This window comes from Bacillus sp. TH50, from assembly GCF_016650565.1.
Taxonomy (GTDB): domain Bacteria; phylum Bacillota; class Bacilli; order Bacillales; family Bacillaceae_G; genus Bacillus_A; species Bacillus_A mycoides.
On record NZ_JAEKFM010000003.1, the window covers coordinates 1,001,697 to 1,018,252 of the forward strand.

The window sequence follows — 16,556 nt, forward strand, 5'->3', positions numbered from 1 at the left end:
ATAAGCAGTTGCACATTATGAACTAGTACTAGCAGAAGAGGTTGCTGCAGATGAAGCGGCAATCGTTGCCATCATAGCTGCCTGTTGTGCTTGTATGAGGACTTCTATCATAGTTTGTAAACCTGTGTTGGTAGCTTTACTCTCCTCACCTTTCTGACTTACAAACAGTTGAATAGCAATAAGAATATTCGTATCTGTATGCCAACGGAAAAATTTCTCCCCCTGCAATTTTTCAATCAACGCTTTAATAGAATGAATCTCTTTTTCTCCATCCTCAAGTAACGCTAGTAGCCCGATAGCTGGATAATGCATCTGTTTCACTTTTACCTTTTCTTGTTTTAACAACTTCCATATGTTTGTGCATTTTGCAACTAACATTTCTTCACGGACATCCTTCTTTAGTGAGAGGATATGACTTAAAAACTGAAGATCATTCCCTTTACGCAAACCAGCTTTCGCTAGTTTCTGATAAAGACGTTCTACTCGGTCCATAAGTGTTTCTACATTCTCTGATTGTCCTGCTAGTAAAACCGCGAGTGGATAATCATTTGTACCTGTAAGAAAGAGATGATCCTTTTTCATGCGTTTATATACTTGTATCGAACGCTGAATGTGCGTGCCATGCTGTTCATTTTCTTCTGTTAAAAGCACAGCTGCTGCGAGATAAGTAAATATACTCCGGCTAAAGCCACCAGCGACCAATTGCTCATATAAATCTAAAAACCTCTGAAAAGCTTCCTTGTAATCTGTAAAGTGAATATCTAATGTTGCGGACACCACAAAGCGATGATAAGACTTTAAGTATGAAAACATCCCTACCTGATTCTTAATATAACTACTAATTTCTAAAAAACGTCCGAGATCAAACAGTTTATCACTACCTGCATACATAGCAGCAATCATCATACCTGTTCGAGAATCACTCGTTTTCCATTTTAGTTCTCCCTTTAACTGTGCATATGTATGTGTGTATTGCTCCAACTTTTGTTCCAATGTAATCATAGTATTCCCCCATTTTCTAGTTCCTCTCTTTTATTATACGTATATTCCATATTTAGGAATACCCTATTTCATACAGATTTTGCAACCTTATACTTTCTTCTGTATTATTTTCAATATTTTTCTATTAAGTAATACAAAAAAATAATAACTACCATAAAATTTAGGGTGTTTCTTTATCCTAATTGGTTGGTTTTCTTTCCTTCTTCATCAGCATCACGATGATTAGCGTTCATAATCCTTAATCCTTCAAGAAGTTCAACAACAAAAAAGGATAGATAATAAATTATCTACCCTTTTTTTGTCTATATATTATTTAACTTTACCCAAAACTAAAGAGCCTTAATAATACGTTCCATCGCCTTCATTTGCCCAATATGGTCTGCTTCATGATAAAGCATCATACCGTAAAGCTCTCCAACTGTTTCCAACCCTAAAAATGGCTCTGGAAGTTTATTTTCAAATGCTTCTGCTGGAATTTCTTGAATGCGCTTCGCTTGTTCTTTTAATTGAACCGTTAACACTTCTAATGATGGCCCTTCTGTTTTCCATTTAGATGGTCTTGAACCATATCCAAACATACCTGGATATTCAGTTGGTAATTGTTTAAATTCTTTTCCAAACATGAAAACTTCTGCTGCCGTTAACACGTGACCAATATGCCAGCGAATTGTATTGTTAAAGCCCTCCGGCTGCGTATCCGCAGTTTTATCATCTAACGTTTCCATAAATTGAAGTAATGCCCCACGCGTTATTTCAAATTGTTTTAAACCAATTATTCTATTCATTTTATCGTCTCCTTTTTTATGTACAATTTATTATGAACTAAGGATGTTAAACTTATTAAAGTTTCACCTTGTTTAATCTATCAGAAACAATTAAGAAAAACATCTAATATGCTTAGTAAAAATAATAAAAAGGTTCACCCCTCGTAAATATAGAATTACTTACTACACAAATAGTTTAGTAAATAAAAGAGGAGTGTAGTTGCATGTTACATGTTTTAAAACAGCAATATAATCTTATTAGCTCTACAAGAGAAACTCTATTTTCGTTTTTAGAAGAAATCCCACTAGAAAAATTGCACAGCACAGTTCCTAATTTCGGAAGTGGCAGCATTTTAAAAACCCATATTCATGTAGCTGATTGCTACCGATACTGGCTTGGATCATTCGCATTCAAGCAAAAACGAGCAGATTTTTCATTCGCTAGTGATTATGAAATTGAGCATGCAGATGTCGAGAAAGTTCGTGCTAGATTTAAGTTAGTCGATGAGGTTGTAATGCGTTTTTTAGATGAATACAATGACCGTTGGCTCGAAAATATAGCAAATGAAGTGAAATGGCAAAAAGAACCTTGGAGCACAACTCCGCTATGGCTTTTAACTCATGCGGAAACACATGAATTTCATCATAAAGGTCAACTTGTATCAATGGCTCGTCACCTCGGATACACGCCTCCTGATACAGATCTTAGTTAATTACTACAACTGAACTTAATGCACACAAAAATAAAGAGCACGTTTTGATTAATCTTTTTCAAAATATGCTCTTTATCTATTTAAATAACTTAATCGTTTACTATATTACTGGTTCACCTATAACAACTGTTAATTAAATGACTCCCTCGTCACATCAATAAATTGCTGCAGTGGTACAGTCATCCATTTATCTTTATGCCAAGCAATTTGTGTATAAATCGGTGAAATTGCATTTTCTAAATGTAACTCTTTTATCGTTCCCTCTCGTATATCTTTTTCTACTACTATCGCGGGTAAAACGGCTATACCTAAATCTGCAATAACACATTGTTTAATTGCCTCGACACTAACGAACTCAATCTTATTTGCTGGATACACATCTTCTGTACGAAATAGCTCTTCAAATAAAGTTCGATACGAGCAACCGAGTTCTGTTAGTAAAAGTGTTTCGCTTTCTAAATCTTTTGTAGAAACGGAAGGTTGTTCAAGTAAACGATGCGTAGGAGCAGCTACTACTTTTAATTCTTCTTTCATAAGTGGCTCCACATGTAAAACATCCTCTGTTTTACATTCGTCCAAAATAAATACAAGATCTACTTTCCCCTCCATCAATTGTTCCTTCGCATCTTTATTGGAATGTGCAGGTTTAAATATAAGCTTTATTTGGGGAAATTGTGCTTTAAATTTCTTTAATATAGATGGAAGCCTATATGTACATTGACTTTCTTGTGCACCGATTATTAACGTACCCGCTATTTCCTCATCATCTTTCACAGCCATTTTCGCTTCGTTACTGAGTGCAATCATCTTATCAGCATATAGTTGAAACTTCCTGCCTGCTTCAGTTAAGAAAAGACGTTTTCCTAACCTTTCAAATAATGGCGTGCCTAGCTCAGCCTCTAACGTTTTAATTTGCGCCGTTACACTCGATTGAGCAAAGTTCAGTTTCTTCGCAGTTTGCGTAAAGTTCAAAGTGTCCGCTGCTACTTTAAATGTAATTAATTGTTTTATCTCCATTTATCATCCCCCTTTCCAATCGGTATTTCCGATTGATTTCATCGAAATAATCCTCTTTGTCTATTGATATTTGTATTGTATGATAAATAGCATCGACAAACAATAAAATGGAGGTATTCCATATGAAAGCACTTTGTTTCGAACAGTTTGGAAGTCCAGATGTACTACAATATAAAGAAATACATGATCCAATCATAAATCCAAATGAAGTTCTTGTTCGCATGCAAGCAATCGGTTTAAATTTCGCTGATATTTATAGACGCCGCGGTGATTATCATCTCGCTGGCAATCCGCCTTATATATTAGGTTATGAAGGCGCTGGTATTGTTGAAAAAGTAGGAGCTAACGTTACTACTATCAATCCCGGAGACCACATTGCATTTGCTGACGTTCCATTCTCAAATGCAGAATTAGTTGCCGTTCCATCTGAAAAAGCAATTACGCTTCCAGATTCTATTTCTTTTGAAACAGCCGCTTCTGTCTTATTACAAGGATTAACAGCACATTATTTAACGAAAGATAGCTATCAAATAAAACAGGGTGATATGGCTTTAGTACATGCCGCAGCTGGTGGCGTTGGTCAACTTCTCGTTCAAATGATTAAACTACTGGGCGGAACAGTAATCGGTCTTACATCATCAAAAGAAAAAGCACAAGTAGCTACGTTAGCTGGTGCTGATCACGTATTTTTATATACTGAAGCGTGGCATACGAAAGTACTTGAGGTGACTAATGGTGCCGGAGTAAATGTTGTGTATGAATCAGTAGGTTCTACACTCGTGGAAAGTTTTAACGCTACTAAAATTGGCGGTACTGTCGTATTTTACGGAATGGCCGGCGGTAATCCTATACCTGTAGATCCACGTATGCTTATGGATACTTCAAAGACTTTAACAGGTGGAGACCTTTGGAACGTTCTTACTACGTATGAAGAACGCAAGCAACGCTCTACTCAATTATTTGATTGGATCACTGCAGGAGAATTAAATATCGCGAGTCCAACTACATTCGCTTTACAAGATGGTGCTCTTGCACATGAATTATTAGAGAGCCATAAAAGTACTGGGAAGATTTTATTAATTCCGTAATCGTTCCACTTTAAAAAGGAAAGATAAGCATACTAAAAGAGCATCGATTCCGATGCTCTTTTAGTATGGAATTTTATTAGTTTCTTTTTATTCCAGTAATTTTCGGCTCATCATATGAAATAATGTCGATGATATGGTTCAAACAAGGAATTTGATAGTGAACGAACTGCTCTTCAGGAAATATAAATTCAGCAATTGTTCCTGTTTTAACGAAATCCAAATATCTTGATTTTGAGTAAACTCTAAAAATTCTACCTTCTGAAATTTCGTAGTCATCCATTACAGTAAACGATTCATTAGTAACGGAGTAAGCAACATACGATTCAAAATCCAATTGTACAATTGGCAGATTGTCATCAACATCAATGGATGATGCTTCTATTTCAACCTCATCTGTAATTTTCGCGGGTCCCTTAGTTTTGTTAACTTTACACCTATCAATAAGTACCCTCAGTGAATTTTCTTCAGGTTCAAACAATTTGTTTAAATATATATATCCTTTAAATTCCATCAAATCTTGAAAATCCATTATTCCCCCCATTTTGAAAATCTAAAAGGAATCGTAATACACCCTGTTAAATTTCCACACTTTCTTTCCCTTTTGCAACATAACTCATATCCCCAACTGATTCGACTGTGTACTTCCCATCTTGATATGCAATTTTCGTCACACTAGCATTTTCCACTCCCAGTTTTGTTTTACTACTGTCTAACATTTCTATTAAGGCAGTAATCAAAAGCCCATGAACTACAACTAAAACGTTACCTCCACCATTTTTAGCAGCTTCTTCACTAATTTTATCAATCTCTGCTTTTATACGAGTAGAAAATAATTCCCAATCTTCCGCCTGTTTCGTAGGATCTGCTGCTCTAATAAGATTAATCACCTCTTGAATAGAAAACTTCATGAGTTCTTCTGGTGATGCAACGCCCGCAGCTTTTCCAACCACATCCCACATATTTTCAAGTTTTTCACCTTCAAAAATACCAAAATTTAATTCTCGTAAATCTTTTCTTTTCTCAAGTTTCAATTTTGATTGCTCACTATATTTTAATACTAAATTAGCAGTTTCAATTGCTCGACCGCTATCACTACTATACGCATTCGCAAAATGAACATCTTTTAATCCTGTTCCTAAATTAGAGGCAACTTCCACACCTTTTTCTACTAACGGAGAATCTGCCCAACCTTGCGCGCGCTGATTCGTATTTAATATTGTTTTTCCATGTCTTGTAACATATAACGTAACTACATTCTCATTGCTATCTGTTTCTCGCTTCTTCATTCTATTCTCTCCCTTTACATTTCTATATCAATTTTACCATCTCAATTATTCATTGAGCAAAATATACGTAAGTAGATCTGCTTAATAAAAAAAGCTATCTTTCTGTATATCCCTACAAAAAGATAGCATCTTTTATGATTACATTTCTTAACCGATACTCCTACTCAGTAAAAGCACTCGAATATTGTACAATTCCTTCTACACCTTCAAGAGCATTTTCTGTTAATTCCATTACCATAAACACTTCTTCAGGTACTTCAAATGGTGCTTTTATATTCCACTCACTTGCTTTCTTAAATCCAAACTTTGGATAATACTCTTGATGCCCTAACACAACAACTGATCCGTATCCAAGTTCTTCCGCCTTTTCTAAAGCAGAAGCGATTAGTTTTCCGCCGATTCCTTTTTTCTGATAGCTTGGAGAAACTGATACTGGAGCAAGCGCTAATGAATCTACAGAAGCCCCATCTTTTTCTATTGTAATTTTCGATAACATAATGTGACCAACGATTTCCTCATCTACCGCAACAATTGATAACTCTGGAATAAATGCGTCACATTCTCTAATACGTTTTACAAGTTCATGTTCCTTTTTATCGCTAAATTCTTCATTTAAAAATGCTTGTTGTACAACTTCTTCTGTCTTACTATAATCATTTTTTTGTTCTTGTCTAATCGTTACCATTCTATATTATCCTCTATTCTTTCTTATTTCTTTTTCAATTTTACGAAGCGCTTTTTTCGATCCGCGCTCAATATCATGCTGCATTTTTCTTTCTTTATAATCGACAAATAGTGTATTTAAATCATATCCTTCTGGGTATAATTCTTTCGCCGCTACCTCTAAAGTAATACGTTTTACATTCACTTCAACGAATTCACCGTTATAATATACAACAACATTATAGAAATTATCTTTTTCCTTATATACAATCCCGAAATCGTTATGATCTAACAAATTCACACGGTCGCCAATTTTATATTCATAGTCATTTTCTCTTTTTTCTTGCACGAATTTCGGTTTTCTAATTTTACTTTCATTCACTTTTTCTATAGCGTATTCTTTATTTCCCATATACTCTTTCGCTCTTTGCAGTACATGTTCTTTTACATTCATTTTATTTGCAATCCAAAGTGCATTGCTTTCACCAGATTTACCGATCACTAATTTATAAAGTGGCTCTAGTGTTTCACTATTAAATTGCATTGCTGCGTTCATAAAATCATCGTGCATTTCTGAAAAGCGTTTAATTTCACCGTAATGCGTACTCGCAATTGTAATACATCCCGCAAGGTAAAATTCTTCTAAAATAGATAGCGCAAGCGCCGCACCTTCATTCGGTTCTGTACCGCTTCCTATTTCGTCAAATAACAGTAACGTATTATTATTTGACATCCTCATAATTTCAGAAAGATTTTTCATATGAGATGAAAATGTACTTAGTGCATTTTCGATACTTTGGTTATCACCAATGTCTACAAATATATTTTCGAAAATAGCAATTTCCGTTTCTTTATCTCCAGCGATGTGAAGGCCTGACATTGTCGCTAATGTTAACAATCCAATTGTTTTTAGCACAATTGTTTTCCCGCCTGCATTCGGCCCAGTAATAATTAAACTACGGTATTCTTGACCGATTTCAAAGTTTAATGGTACTACTTTTCCACTTAAAAGCGGATGCTTACAATTTACTAAATGAATGTAGCCATGATCGTTTAATTTCGGCTCTATTCCATCGATTGATTTACTAAACTTCGCTTTCGCAAATACCATATCATATTGGCTAATTAGTTCCATATTAATTTTTATATGATAAATATTTTCTAATACCATTCCTGATAAAGTCGCTAAAATTTGATACTCTTCCATCGCTTCTTCTGCTTTCCAACTTGCGAGTTCCGCATTTAACTTTGTAACCGTATGCGGTTCTATAAATACAGTTGAACCTTTAGCGGAAGCTTCAACTATACTTCCCGCAACTTGATTTTTATAAGAAGATTTAATTGGAATCGTATACCTATCGTCCTTCTTACTAATAAAGAATTCCTGAATATATTTCTTATTTGCACTACTATTTAAAAACTTCGTTAAACGTTCTTTTATTTTTCCGTCTACAGAATCAATGTTATTTCGAATTCGTTTTAACTCTTTACTAGCCGCTGCATCAATGCTATTTCCTTTAATTGAAAAGTTAATTTCCTCTTCAATACTTTTAAATTCAGTCATCGAATTCGCATAAGAAGCTAATACTGGTGCAAAAAATTCTTTATCTAACATAAATTTTTTAATCTTTCTACATCCACGTAAAAAGTCTGAAACACTCACTAACTCTGCTGGATCTAAAATCATCCCTTTTTCTAATTTTTGAATTGTACTAGCGATATTAGAAATTCCGAAGAAAGGCACATGCCCTTCTGCATCTACTATAGCTCGTGCTTCTGTCGTTTCATTTAAGCGATTTCTCACTACTTTTATACTCGTACTCGGCTCTAATTTATTTAATAATTCCTTACCTAATCCACTTACACAATAAGATTTCACTATATCCTTTAATTCGTTATATTGTAACTTTTCAAAAGTCATCATATTCATTTTGTTTCTCCTCACTATGATTGATTTATATCATAAATGAAGATACCTACTCATTAGATTCCAATGAGTTCTACATTATTCAATTACCATTTTTATACATCATAAATATATACAAAAAAGCTGCGGGGATACCGCAGCTTTTACATTTACAAGGCATGTGTAATAACATATGAGAAAATAAGCCATAAAAACAGATGGCACTCCCCTTATTACACGCTTTATAAAGTATTGTAGGTATCTTCATAGGTTTCGAAATAAATGCATGACAAAATTAGGGGTATGATATACATAAAAATCCCCTGGTCTTATCCGATTTATTTCATTAAATTTTTCCTATTTAGTACCTACCGCACTCACAAAAAGCACCTCTCATTAATTTATATTTTATGTTCATTGAAATCTAATTTATTGAAATCATCATACTATATGTTTTGTAATAAGTAAAGGTGTCAGACTATTGCCTTTCACACCTGAGGAAGGTCAATTTTTTCGGATAATGCTTTTTTCATTTTGTAGACTGTAAAACTTTCATATAATTAGCCTTTTTCTCAAGGGTCTTTTTCGCATCTTCAGCCGTTACTATATAATCTACAGCAATATTTTGTAATACATCTTTATTAGTATTTGGCAGCTGAATCGTTATATCTTCCACGTTACCCTTACTATTTTCAATAATTTTATTAAATTCCTGAATACTTCTAGCAGCCTCCGCTAATGTTTCCATATGTACAGGATTGTTTACATCTAAAACAGTATTACTTCTAAAAACTGCCGTATAATACTGCTTCAAATTTCTCTTCACTATTTCTTTCTCAGCATTCTTATCGGAAACATTATCCCCAGTCTGCATTTGATCAAAAGTAAGTATAGTGTTATTCCCTTTCTCTCCATAATATGTATTAAATTTTTCTTGTAAATCATTCGCTTCTTTTTTTATTTTATAGTTATCATTATTTACTTCTGGAGAGATTTGTCCATCTAAAGAAAGTTGAAATTGCAAATACGGTTCATCGACTTGCTGCACAGAAACTATCCGCCACTTTGGACCAAGAAAATCCTTTCCGTTATCCAGTGTTTCAACTTGGTTTAGTTTGACCGAAATACCATACTCCGCTTTTGTATAATTTTGTGCTTTTTGTTCAATTTCTTCATCCGATATATCACATGATGTTAATAGTAATAAACTAAAAAATATGCTATATTTCATTTTTGTTTTTTTCATATCGCCTCTCCTTTTGCTACTACTTCCTATACAGAAATACCCTTAAAAATTTTAAATTACGATTTATATAAAGAACTTCCTCTAATAACTGCTACATCAAATTGTCTTCGCTGACTTGAATAATAAAAACTCATCATCTTGCTTTAGAAAGAACTAATAACCAAAAGTGTAAAAACACCCATTTGTTATTACTTTACACTTATAGTGTATTTTTACACTATAATCATTTTATCGTAAAGCAAATATAACATCTATTAAAATCACGTTAAAAACATACTAATATTTAGTTCTATAGCAATCACAGTACGGTTTTTATCGTATCCAATTTTAAAGTAGCAACTTTAATTTCGTTGTAGAATAATTAAATAAGCGCCTCCGCTATTGCGAATGTCATTTACTTACCCTAATACATTTAATAATTATGACAAGCAATCATAGGAGGTTACTATATGAGCAAAGAAAATATTATTTTACATGGACCTGCTCTTGAACCAAATTTAATTGGCCCCACACTCCCACCAATTCCACCATTTACATTCCCAACTGGACCTACTGGAATCACAGGACCTACCGGTGCGACAGGTTTTACTGGAATTGGAATAACTGGTCCCACTGGGATTACAGGACCTACTGGAATTGGGATAACTGGTCCTACTGGTGTTACAGGAATTACTGGAATCGGAATAACTGGACCTACCGGCGCGACAGGAATCGGAATAACCGGTCCCACTGGAGCGACCGGTTTAGGAATTCTCCCGGTATTTGGAACAATAACTTCTGAAGTAGGTATCGGTTTTTCAGCAGTAGTTAATACAAATGTTAATTTGACAATTCCAGGACCTGTTAGTGGAACTACTCTAACCCCAGTAGACAACTCCATTACAATTGATACCACTGGTGTGTACTCTGTATCCTTTTCAATTGTATTTGTGATACAAGCTATTTCGTCTAGTATATTAAACCTTACAATAAATGATTCCATTCAATTCGCCATTGAAACACGAGTTGGTGGTGGTTCTGGGGTAAGAACTACATCCGCTAGAATTGATCTATTACCTTTAAACCAAGGAGATGTCCTTCGAGTACGAATAAGAGAAGCCACGGGTGACATTATTTATTCCAATGCATCTCTTGTTGTTTCAAAAGTCGACTAGTTCATTTATTAAAATAAAGATTTAGGAATGATAACAATGTAAAAAGAAGAGGAAACTTATATTTCAGTCTACCTCTTCTTTTCATCACAAATTTACTGCTGAACATATATGGAAACTGAGCCTCCATTTACATGGAACTGCCCCCACCCGTCCTTATTAATTGTTACAGTATTTGTTTGATTACCCGTAATATCGTACCATACTTCCCCAGCGTTATTCTTTCCAACATCCATCCACTTTGATCCTCCTGGTCCGTCCGAGAGTAATGTCGCTAAACCAGAATTAGCATGTACACCATCGCCTTCTCTTGTCCAGCCAATCACATCTGGATGGTCTAAATAATCACGCTGCGTACCATATGCAAAGTTTTTTCGTACCGTCAAAATTGGATCAATTTTATCTTTTAACGCTGGAATTTCATAACTACTATTTCCGCTTGTCCCATAGTAATCACCATAGAAAACTGAAGGATAGCCCTCTGCACGAGTTAAAATAAATGCATATGCCAGCGGCTTAAACCACGGACTTACTACAGATTCCAATGACTGCCCAGGCTGAGAATCATGATTCTCAACGAGAGTAACTGCGAGTGCAGGGTGATTTTTCATTACTGTTCCATTTAAAATATTTCTCATATCATAATTCCCATTTCCTGTTGAAGCATAATGAAAATTGTAATGAAGCGGTGCATCAAACACAGATTGATTATAATTGACTTTCGCTAAATAATTGTTTAAAGCCTGAACATCATTTTGCCAATATTCAGCTACTGTAAACATTTCTTTCCCCGTTTGCTGTCTGGCATGATTTACCCAATCGCGTAAATATTCATGATCAATATGTTTAACAGCGTCCAAACGAAAGCCATCTAAATTTAATTCATTCGCATACCATGTTCCCCAATTTTTCATCTCATTCGCAACATCAGGATGATCAAAATCAAGATCTGCATACATCAAATAATCATAATTTCCATTTTCGCTAGACACTTCCCAATCCCACGCTTTATCTACACCCCTAAATTTATAAATTCGACTTAATTTCCTTCCCTCATCCCAATCCGTTCCGTCAAAATGATACCATTTCCATTTGAAATTAGAATAAGCATCTCCGCGCCCTGGAAAATTAAACCCCGTCCATGCACTAATTTGATAATCACCTGATACTTCAATATTTCGATTGTTACGGTCTACCTCAACAGCTGTTACGGTTTCAGTATAATCAGCCCCACCTTTATGATTCATAACTACATCACCGTATACGTCGATGTTTTGCTTATGTAAAGCGTCAATTGCAGATTTCAACTGTGCTTTTGTCCCATATTTCGTCCGCACCGTTCCTTTTTGATTGAACTCCCCTAAATCATATAAATCATAGGCCCCATACCCTACATCATTTTGCGAAGTCCCTTTATATGCAGGTGGTATCCATACAGATGTGATTCCTTTATGAGCTAAACTTTCAGCATCGGAACGCAAACGATTCCAATGATTCCCATCATTCGGAGCGTACCACTCAAAATACTGCATTAATGTTCCATTGTTCACTGTTTCTGCTTCTGCCTTATTTCCCTCATATATATTAGGAAAAAGCAAAATAAACAATAAACAGACTACCGTAATCCTTTTCAACATATTTACACCATCCCCTTCAAGAAAACGTTTGCATAATTTGTTAAATTTATTATAATATTCGTTCTACAGTTAGTAAAGTAACAATCTTTTAATCTCTCACATTATTTTTCAAAATATGAATTCAACTATTCCACAAGTACCCCATATAGTTTAAAATTCACATCGGATTCAAAATTGTTTACAATTTATCTATAAAAGCATAACGGAGGGATTTCTATGACCGACTTTCAAAAACAATTTTTTGCAAGATTAAATATAGAAGAAAAACACAAAGTTTCATTTGAAGATTTACCTAACATTATGTACGCAATGGCACAAACTGTCCCTTTTGAAAACTTAAATATTCTCGAAAACAACTTTAAAGAAATATCAAAAGAAAATCTAAAAGAAAAAATTTTAATAAACAACCGTGGCGGCCTTTGTTATGAATTGAATCCGGCTATGTATTACTTCCTTAAAGACTCTAAATTCGATGTCCATCTCGTTTCAGGAACAGTTTATAACGCTGCAAATTCTATATGGGCTGTAGATTCAGGGCATATCGCAACTGTTTTACAACATCATAATGAACTTTACTTAATTGAAGTAGGTTTCGGATCATATTTACCCCTTTCCCCTGTTCCTTTCTCAGGTGAGATCGTTCATTCTGTAACAGGCGACTATCGTATTCGTAAAGAAACGACTGAAAAAGGTAATTATATTTTAGAAATGCGTAAAAGCAATGAGTTTCTAGATTAATCTTCTACTGATGATTGGACAGTAGGTTATGCATTTTACTTGGAAGAAGTGGATGAAACGAAAGCAAATGCAGCACAAAAAATTATTGTTGAACATGAAGGCTCACCATTTAACAAAGTACCTCTTGTTGTAAAACTTACTCATGACGGGCACGCATCATTAACAAAAGATAGCCTTACAGTAACGAAAAATAGAAATAAAACAAAAGAAACCATTACAAAAGAGCAATATACAAACCTCCTTCATTCAACGTTCGGCATTACATTATAACTTTTAAAGCCTCGCCATTCTCGGCAAGGCTTTTTATTTTCCAGCAGGGATTTTTTGCAATTTGTTGTATTTCATAGTTATATAGGAATATAACTACATATTTAGAAAGGAAATGATTATGACTGAACTTAAAGATCGACTACAAGTAGCTGATAAAGAAAAATGGGATTTAACGGATATTTATCATACAATTGAAGATTGGGAAAGCGATTTTCATAAAATTGAAGTATTAACGAATGAATTACACAAGTTTAATGGAAATATTCACGATGGCAATAGTTTATTAGCTTATTTAACAAAGAGCGAAGAAATATCTAGCATAATATCTTTAATGTTCGCTTATGCACGATTACAATCTGATCTTGATACACGCGATACTGACGCTCAATCCCTTGTCGATAAAGTATCACAATTACACGTGAAAGTAAGTGCGGCTAAATCTTTCTTTTCTCCATTCTTACTTAGCGTAGATGAAAACACATTACATTCTTACATAGAAGAAACCGAAGGCTTACACTATTATAAAGAAGACTTATTTGAGTTATACCGTTATAAAAAACACGTTTTGAATAAAGACCAAGAAGAGATTTTATCACAAATGGGTGAAGCACTCTCCTCCCCACAGCATACATTTGGCATGTTAAATAATGCAGATATAATTTTTGGTGAAGTGACTACTGATGATGGAGAAAAAGTAAACTTAACACGTGGAATGTATTCAAAGCTAATAGAAGATGAGAATCGTGAGAATCGTGAAGAAGCCTATAAAGCTTATTACAAGCCATATGTTCAGTTAAAAAACTCTATCGCTTCTACTTTGTCCGCAGCTATTAAAAACAATGTTACTGTCTCAAAGCTACGAAAATATCCATCAGCTTTAGAAAAATCATTATTTGGCGACATGGTTCCGAAAGAAGTATATGAAAATTTAATTGAGACAACGAAAAAAAACATTCAATCATTACATACGTATAATGAACTTAGAAAAGAAAAATTAAATGTAGATGAACTACGACAATACGACTTGAGTGTTGATTTAGTAAAAGGTGTAAAACAAGACATTCCATACGACGAAGCGTTTGATATAATGATCGCTTCACTAGCTCCTTTAGGTAAAGAATATATCGAAACATTAAAAAACTTTAAAGATAAACGCTATATAGACGTGAGAGAAACACCAGGAAAACGTTCTGGCGCTTATAACTTTGGTGTATACGGTGTTCATCCTTTCATTCTTTTAAATCATCATGATGATTTAAATAGCCTTTTCACCCTTACTCATGAATGCGGGCACGGTATGCATACGCATTACTCACACGGATACCAACCAAGAATTTCTGCACACTATACTATCTTTGTTGCAGAAGTCGCTTCTACAGTAAATGAAGTGTTATTAATTCATTATTTATTAAAAGAAGCAAAAGAAACGAACGTACGTAATCATTTAATTAACTACTTTATCGATAGCTTTAAAGGTACTTTCTTTACACAAATCATGTTTGCAGAATTTGAAAAAATCACACATGAAATGGCCGAACAAGGTAAACCATTAAATGCCAAAGTCTTTAGTGAAATTTACGAAAACTTATTTAGAGAATATAATGGCGACTCCATCGTATTTGACGAAGAAGTAAAATATGGCTGGTCTAGAATCCCTCATTTCTACCGTCCATTTTACGTATACAAATACGCAACTGGATTCGCTTCTGCCATTCAAATCGCCGATAAATTATTAAGCGGTGATCCAAATGCTCAGAAAAACTATATTGAATTCCTTAAAGGCGGAAGTTCTGACTATCCATTAAACCTACTGAAAAAAGCTGGCGTCGATTTAACTACACCAGAACCGATTGAAAGTGCATTAAATCGATTCACCCAACTTGTTGAAGAGTTTTCAGCATTATAGAAAAAAGCATGCAGATTATAGAATCTGCATGCTTTTTCATATAAAATATACATTTTATTTATTCACTTGTTGCTGCGTCACACAGTGAATCATACCACCATACGCATACAGTTCATTTACATAAACACCGACAATTCTTCTTCCTGGAAACTGTCCTTCAATGATTTGAAGTCCTAACTTATCATGTTCATCACCGTATATAGGAACCAATACAACTTCATTTCCAATATAAAAGTTCAAATACGAGCCCTTACAGTCTGCCTCTTTTACCACTTTTCTTGTTACAGGTACTGGGATGAGCTGAAATGGCTTTCCATCTATATTTCTTGCTTGTCTCAATTCTTGATAATGCTTTTCGTACGCCTCCAAAAGGTACGACTCTCCTTCCCCGAAAGGATCATATTCATAAAGAATTGTATTTTCAGTTACAAAACGCGCTGCCCCATCAATATGGTAATCTGTATCTTCATCATAATTATCCTCTCCGCGAATACCAGTTATCCATATAAAATTCGTTACTCCCAAATACTTCGTTAACTCTATTTCAATCTCTTCCTGATTTAGTGTAGGATTTCGATTTTCATTTATAATAGAAGTTTTTGCCGCCATTAAGGTGCCATTTCCATTTATCTCTATTCCTCCACCTTCTATACAGACACTAGATTTAACTTTTGGAATGCTATACATTTCACTTATTTTTTCCGGAATAACAGCATCATTTTCATACGGATATTTATCCCCCCAACCATTAAATACCCAGTGTGTTAAACAGAGATTGCCTTCCTTATCTTTTACAAAGATCGGTCCATTATCTCTTATCCAAACATCATCCGTTTCTTCAATTAAAAAATCAATTTTATCCATATCTACATTCGCTTCAATTAACTTCGATTGTACATGTACTTTTTCTTCCTCATCAAATACAACAATATGAACATTCTCTCCGTAATGAAGCTCCTTTGCCATCGTTACCCAAATATCATCTAGCTTAGATCTGTAACCTTCGCCTCTATGAGCCTTATCATGAGGCCATTGGAGCCATGTTCCCTCATGTTTTTCCCACTCAGCAGGCATATAATATAAACTATTTCCCATATTTCTCATACATGTTCACCCCTTCGTCGAATGTAAGTTCAGTCTAAACTTTGACATCGTGTTAAGGTCAACAG

Annotated in this window: 13 protein-coding genes and 2 pseudogenes; 5 read left to right on the forward strand and 10 right to left on the reverse strand. The window is 34.6% G+C overall.

Annotated elements, in window-relative coordinates; all coding sequences use genetic code 11:
• Positions 1 to 15 precede the first annotated feature (15 nt).
• Both JFU23_RS05305 and JFU23_RS05310 read right to left on the reverse strand, forming a co-directional pair.
• Positions 16 to 1,052 (reverse strand): annotated as a pseudogene (locus JFU23_RS05305) (DUF4003 domain-containing protein).
• A gap of 279 nt (positions 1,053 to 1,331) precedes the next feature.
• The gene (locus JFU23_RS05310; protein WP_002033453.1) at positions 1,332 to 1,787 is read right to left on the reverse strand and encodes a DinB family protein; all 456 of its coding nucleotides are present in this window, start codon (positions 1,785 to 1,787) and stop codon (positions 1,332 to 1,334) included.
• Between the two features lie 203 nt (positions 1,788 to 1,990).
• Here JFU23_RS05310 and JFU23_RS05315 point away from each other — a divergent pair, with 203 nt between their 5' ends.
• On the forward strand, positions 1,991 to 2,479 hold the full coding sequence (locus JFU23_RS05315) for a DinB family protein (RefSeq protein ID WP_201031529.1): 489 nt from the start codon (positions 1,991 to 1,993) through the stop codon (positions 2,477 to 2,479).
• A gap of 129 nt (positions 2,480 to 2,608) precedes the next feature.
• Here the strand turns inward: JFU23_RS05315 and JFU23_RS05320 are convergent, their stop codons facing one another.
• Entirely contained in the window at positions 2,609 to 3,496 is an 888-nt protein-coding gene (locus JFU23_RS05320) for a LysR family transcriptional regulator (RefSeq protein ID WP_201031530.1), read from the reverse strand.
• 122 nt (positions 3,497 to 3,618) lie between these two features.
• On the opposite strand from JFU23_RS05320, the gene JFU23_RS05325 reads away from it, so the two are divergent.
• Positions 3,619 to 4,584, forward strand: a complete 966-nt coding sequence (locus JFU23_RS05325) for a quinone oxidoreductase family protein (protein WP_201031531.1) — start codon at positions 3,619 to 3,621, stop codon at positions 4,582 to 4,584.
• Positions 4,585 to 4,660: 76 nt separating this feature from the next.
• On the opposite strand, the gene JFU23_RS05330 is transcribed toward JFU23_RS05325, so the two are convergent.
• The 5 genes from JFU23_RS05330 to JFU23_RS05350 form a co-directional block, all read right to left on the reverse strand.
• A complete protein-coding gene (locus tag JFU23_RS05330; RefSeq protein WP_201031532.1) occupies positions 4,661 to 5,113 on the reverse strand; it encodes a hypothetical protein in 453 nt (150 codons plus the stop codon).
• Positions 5,114 to 5,159: 46 nt separating this feature from the next.
• Entirely contained in the window at positions 5,160 to 5,870 is a 711-nt protein-coding gene (locus tag JFU23_RS05335) for a histidine phosphatase family protein (RefSeq protein WP_201031533.1), read from the reverse strand.
• A gap of 160 nt (positions 5,871 to 6,030) precedes the next feature.
• Positions 6,031 to 6,555 carry a GNAT family N-acetyltransferase gene (locus JFU23_RS05340; RefSeq protein WP_201031534.1) on the reverse strand — a complete coding sequence of 175 codons (525 nt, stop codon included), beginning with the start codon at positions 6,553 to 6,555 and terminating at the stop codon, positions 6,031 to 6,033.
• Positions 6,556 to 6,561: 6 nt separating this feature from the next.
• Positions 6,562 to 8,463, reverse strand: coding sequence for an endonuclease MutS2 (locus JFU23_RS05345; protein ID WP_201031535.1), 1,902 nt, complete (start codon positions 8,461 to 8,463; stop codon positions 6,562 to 6,564).
• Between the two features lie 505 nt (positions 8,464 to 8,968).
• Positions 8,969 to 9,685 carry a hypothetical protein gene (locus JFU23_RS05350; RefSeq protein ID WP_201031536.1) on the reverse strand — a complete coding sequence of 239 codons (717 nt, stop codon included), beginning with the start codon at positions 9,683 to 9,685 and terminating at the stop codon, positions 8,969 to 8,971.
• Positions 9,686 to 10,134: 449 nt separating this feature from the next.
• On the opposite strand from JFU23_RS05350, the gene JFU23_RS05355 reads away from it, so the two are divergent.
• Positions 10,135 to 10,839: an exosporium leader peptide-containing protein gene (locus tag JFU23_RS05355; protein WP_201031537.1), complete on the forward strand. Its 705-nt coding sequence runs from the start codon at positions 10,135 to 10,137 to the stop codon at positions 10,837 to 10,839.
• A 92-nt stretch (positions 10,840 to 10,931) separates the two neighbouring features.
• Here JFU23_RS05355 and amyS read toward each other — a convergent pair whose 3' ends face one another.
• Positions 10,932 to 12,473 (reverse strand): alpha-amylase, encoded by a 1,542-nt coding sequence (amyS, locus tag JFU23_RS05360; RefSeq protein ID WP_201031538.1) that lies wholly within the window; start codon positions 12,471 to 12,473, stop codon positions 10,932 to 10,934.
• A 216-nt stretch (positions 12,474 to 12,689) separates the two neighbouring features.
• Here amyS and JFU23_RS05365 point away from each other — a divergent pair.
• A pseudogene (locus JFU23_RS05365) lies at positions 12,690 to 13,481 on the forward strand (arylamine N-acetyltransferase family protein).
• Between the two features lie 118 nt (positions 13,482 to 13,599).
• Entirely contained in the window at positions 13,600 to 15,387 is a 1,788-nt protein-coding gene (gene pepF / locus JFU23_RS05370; protein WP_201031539.1) for an oligoendopeptidase F, read from the forward strand.
• A 54-nt stretch (positions 15,388 to 15,441) separates the two neighbouring features.
• Here the strand turns inward: pepF and JFU23_RS05375 are convergent, their stop codons facing one another.
• Complete coding sequence (locus tag JFU23_RS05375) at positions 15,442 to 16,491, reverse strand: agmatine deiminase family protein (protein WP_201031540.1); 1,050 nt, start codon at positions 16,489 to 16,491, stop codon at positions 15,442 to 15,444.
• Positions 16,492 to 16,556: the final 65 nt, after the last annotated feature.

What these genes read in the sequence shown, in the direction of transcription:
- JFU23_RS05310 (WP_002033453.1), bottom strand. Translation starts at nt 1,787, where the DNA reads ATGAATAGAATAATTGGTTTAAAACAATTTGAAATAACGCGTGGGGCA.
- JFU23_RS05315 (WP_201031529.1), top strand. Translation starts at nt 1,991, where the DNA reads ATGTTACATGTTTTAAAACAGCAATATAATCTTATTAGCTCTACAAGA.
- JFU23_RS05320 (WP_201031530.1), bottom strand. Translation starts at nt 3,496, where the DNA reads ATGGAGATAAAACAATTAATTACATTTAAAGTAGCAGCGGACACTTTG.
- JFU23_RS05325 (WP_201031531.1), top strand. Translation starts at nt 3,619, where the DNA reads ATGAAAGCACTTTGTTTCGAACAGTTTGGAAGTCCAGATGTACTACAA.
- JFU23_RS05330 (WP_201031532.1), bottom strand. Translation starts at nt 5,113, where the DNA reads ATGGATTTTCAAGATTTGATGGAATTTAAAGGATATATATATTTAAAC.
- JFU23_RS05335 (WP_201031533.1), bottom strand. Translation starts at nt 5,870, where the DNA reads ATGAAGAAGCGAGAAACAGATAGCAATGAGAATGTAGTTACGTTATAT.
- JFU23_RS05340 (WP_201031534.1), bottom strand. Translation starts at nt 6,555, where the DNA reads ATGGTAACGATTAGACAAGAACAAAAAAATGATTATAGTAAGACAGAA.
- JFU23_RS05345 (WP_201031535.1), bottom strand. Translation starts at nt 8,463, where the DNA reads ATGAATATGATGACTTTTGAAAAGTTACAATATAACGAATTAAAGGAT.
- JFU23_RS05350 (WP_201031536.1), bottom strand. Translation starts at nt 9,685, where the DNA reads ATGAAAAAAACAAAAATGAAATATAGCATATTTTTTAGTTTATTACTA.
- JFU23_RS05355 (WP_201031537.1), top strand. Translation starts at nt 10,135, where the DNA reads ATGAGCAAAGAAAATATTATTTTACATGGACCTGCTCTTGAACCAAAT.
- amyS (WP_201031538.1), bottom strand. Translation starts at nt 12,473, where the DNA reads ATGTTGAAAAGGATTACGGTAGTCTGTTTATTGTTTATTTTGCTTTTT.
- pepF (WP_201031539.1), top strand. Translation starts at nt 13,600, where the DNA reads ATGACTGAACTTAAAGATCGACTACAAGTAGCTGATAAAGAAAAATGG.
- JFU23_RS05375 (WP_201031540.1), bottom strand. Translation starts at nt 16,491, where the DNA reads ATGAGAAATATGGGAAATAGTTTATATTATATGCCTGCTGAGTGGGAA.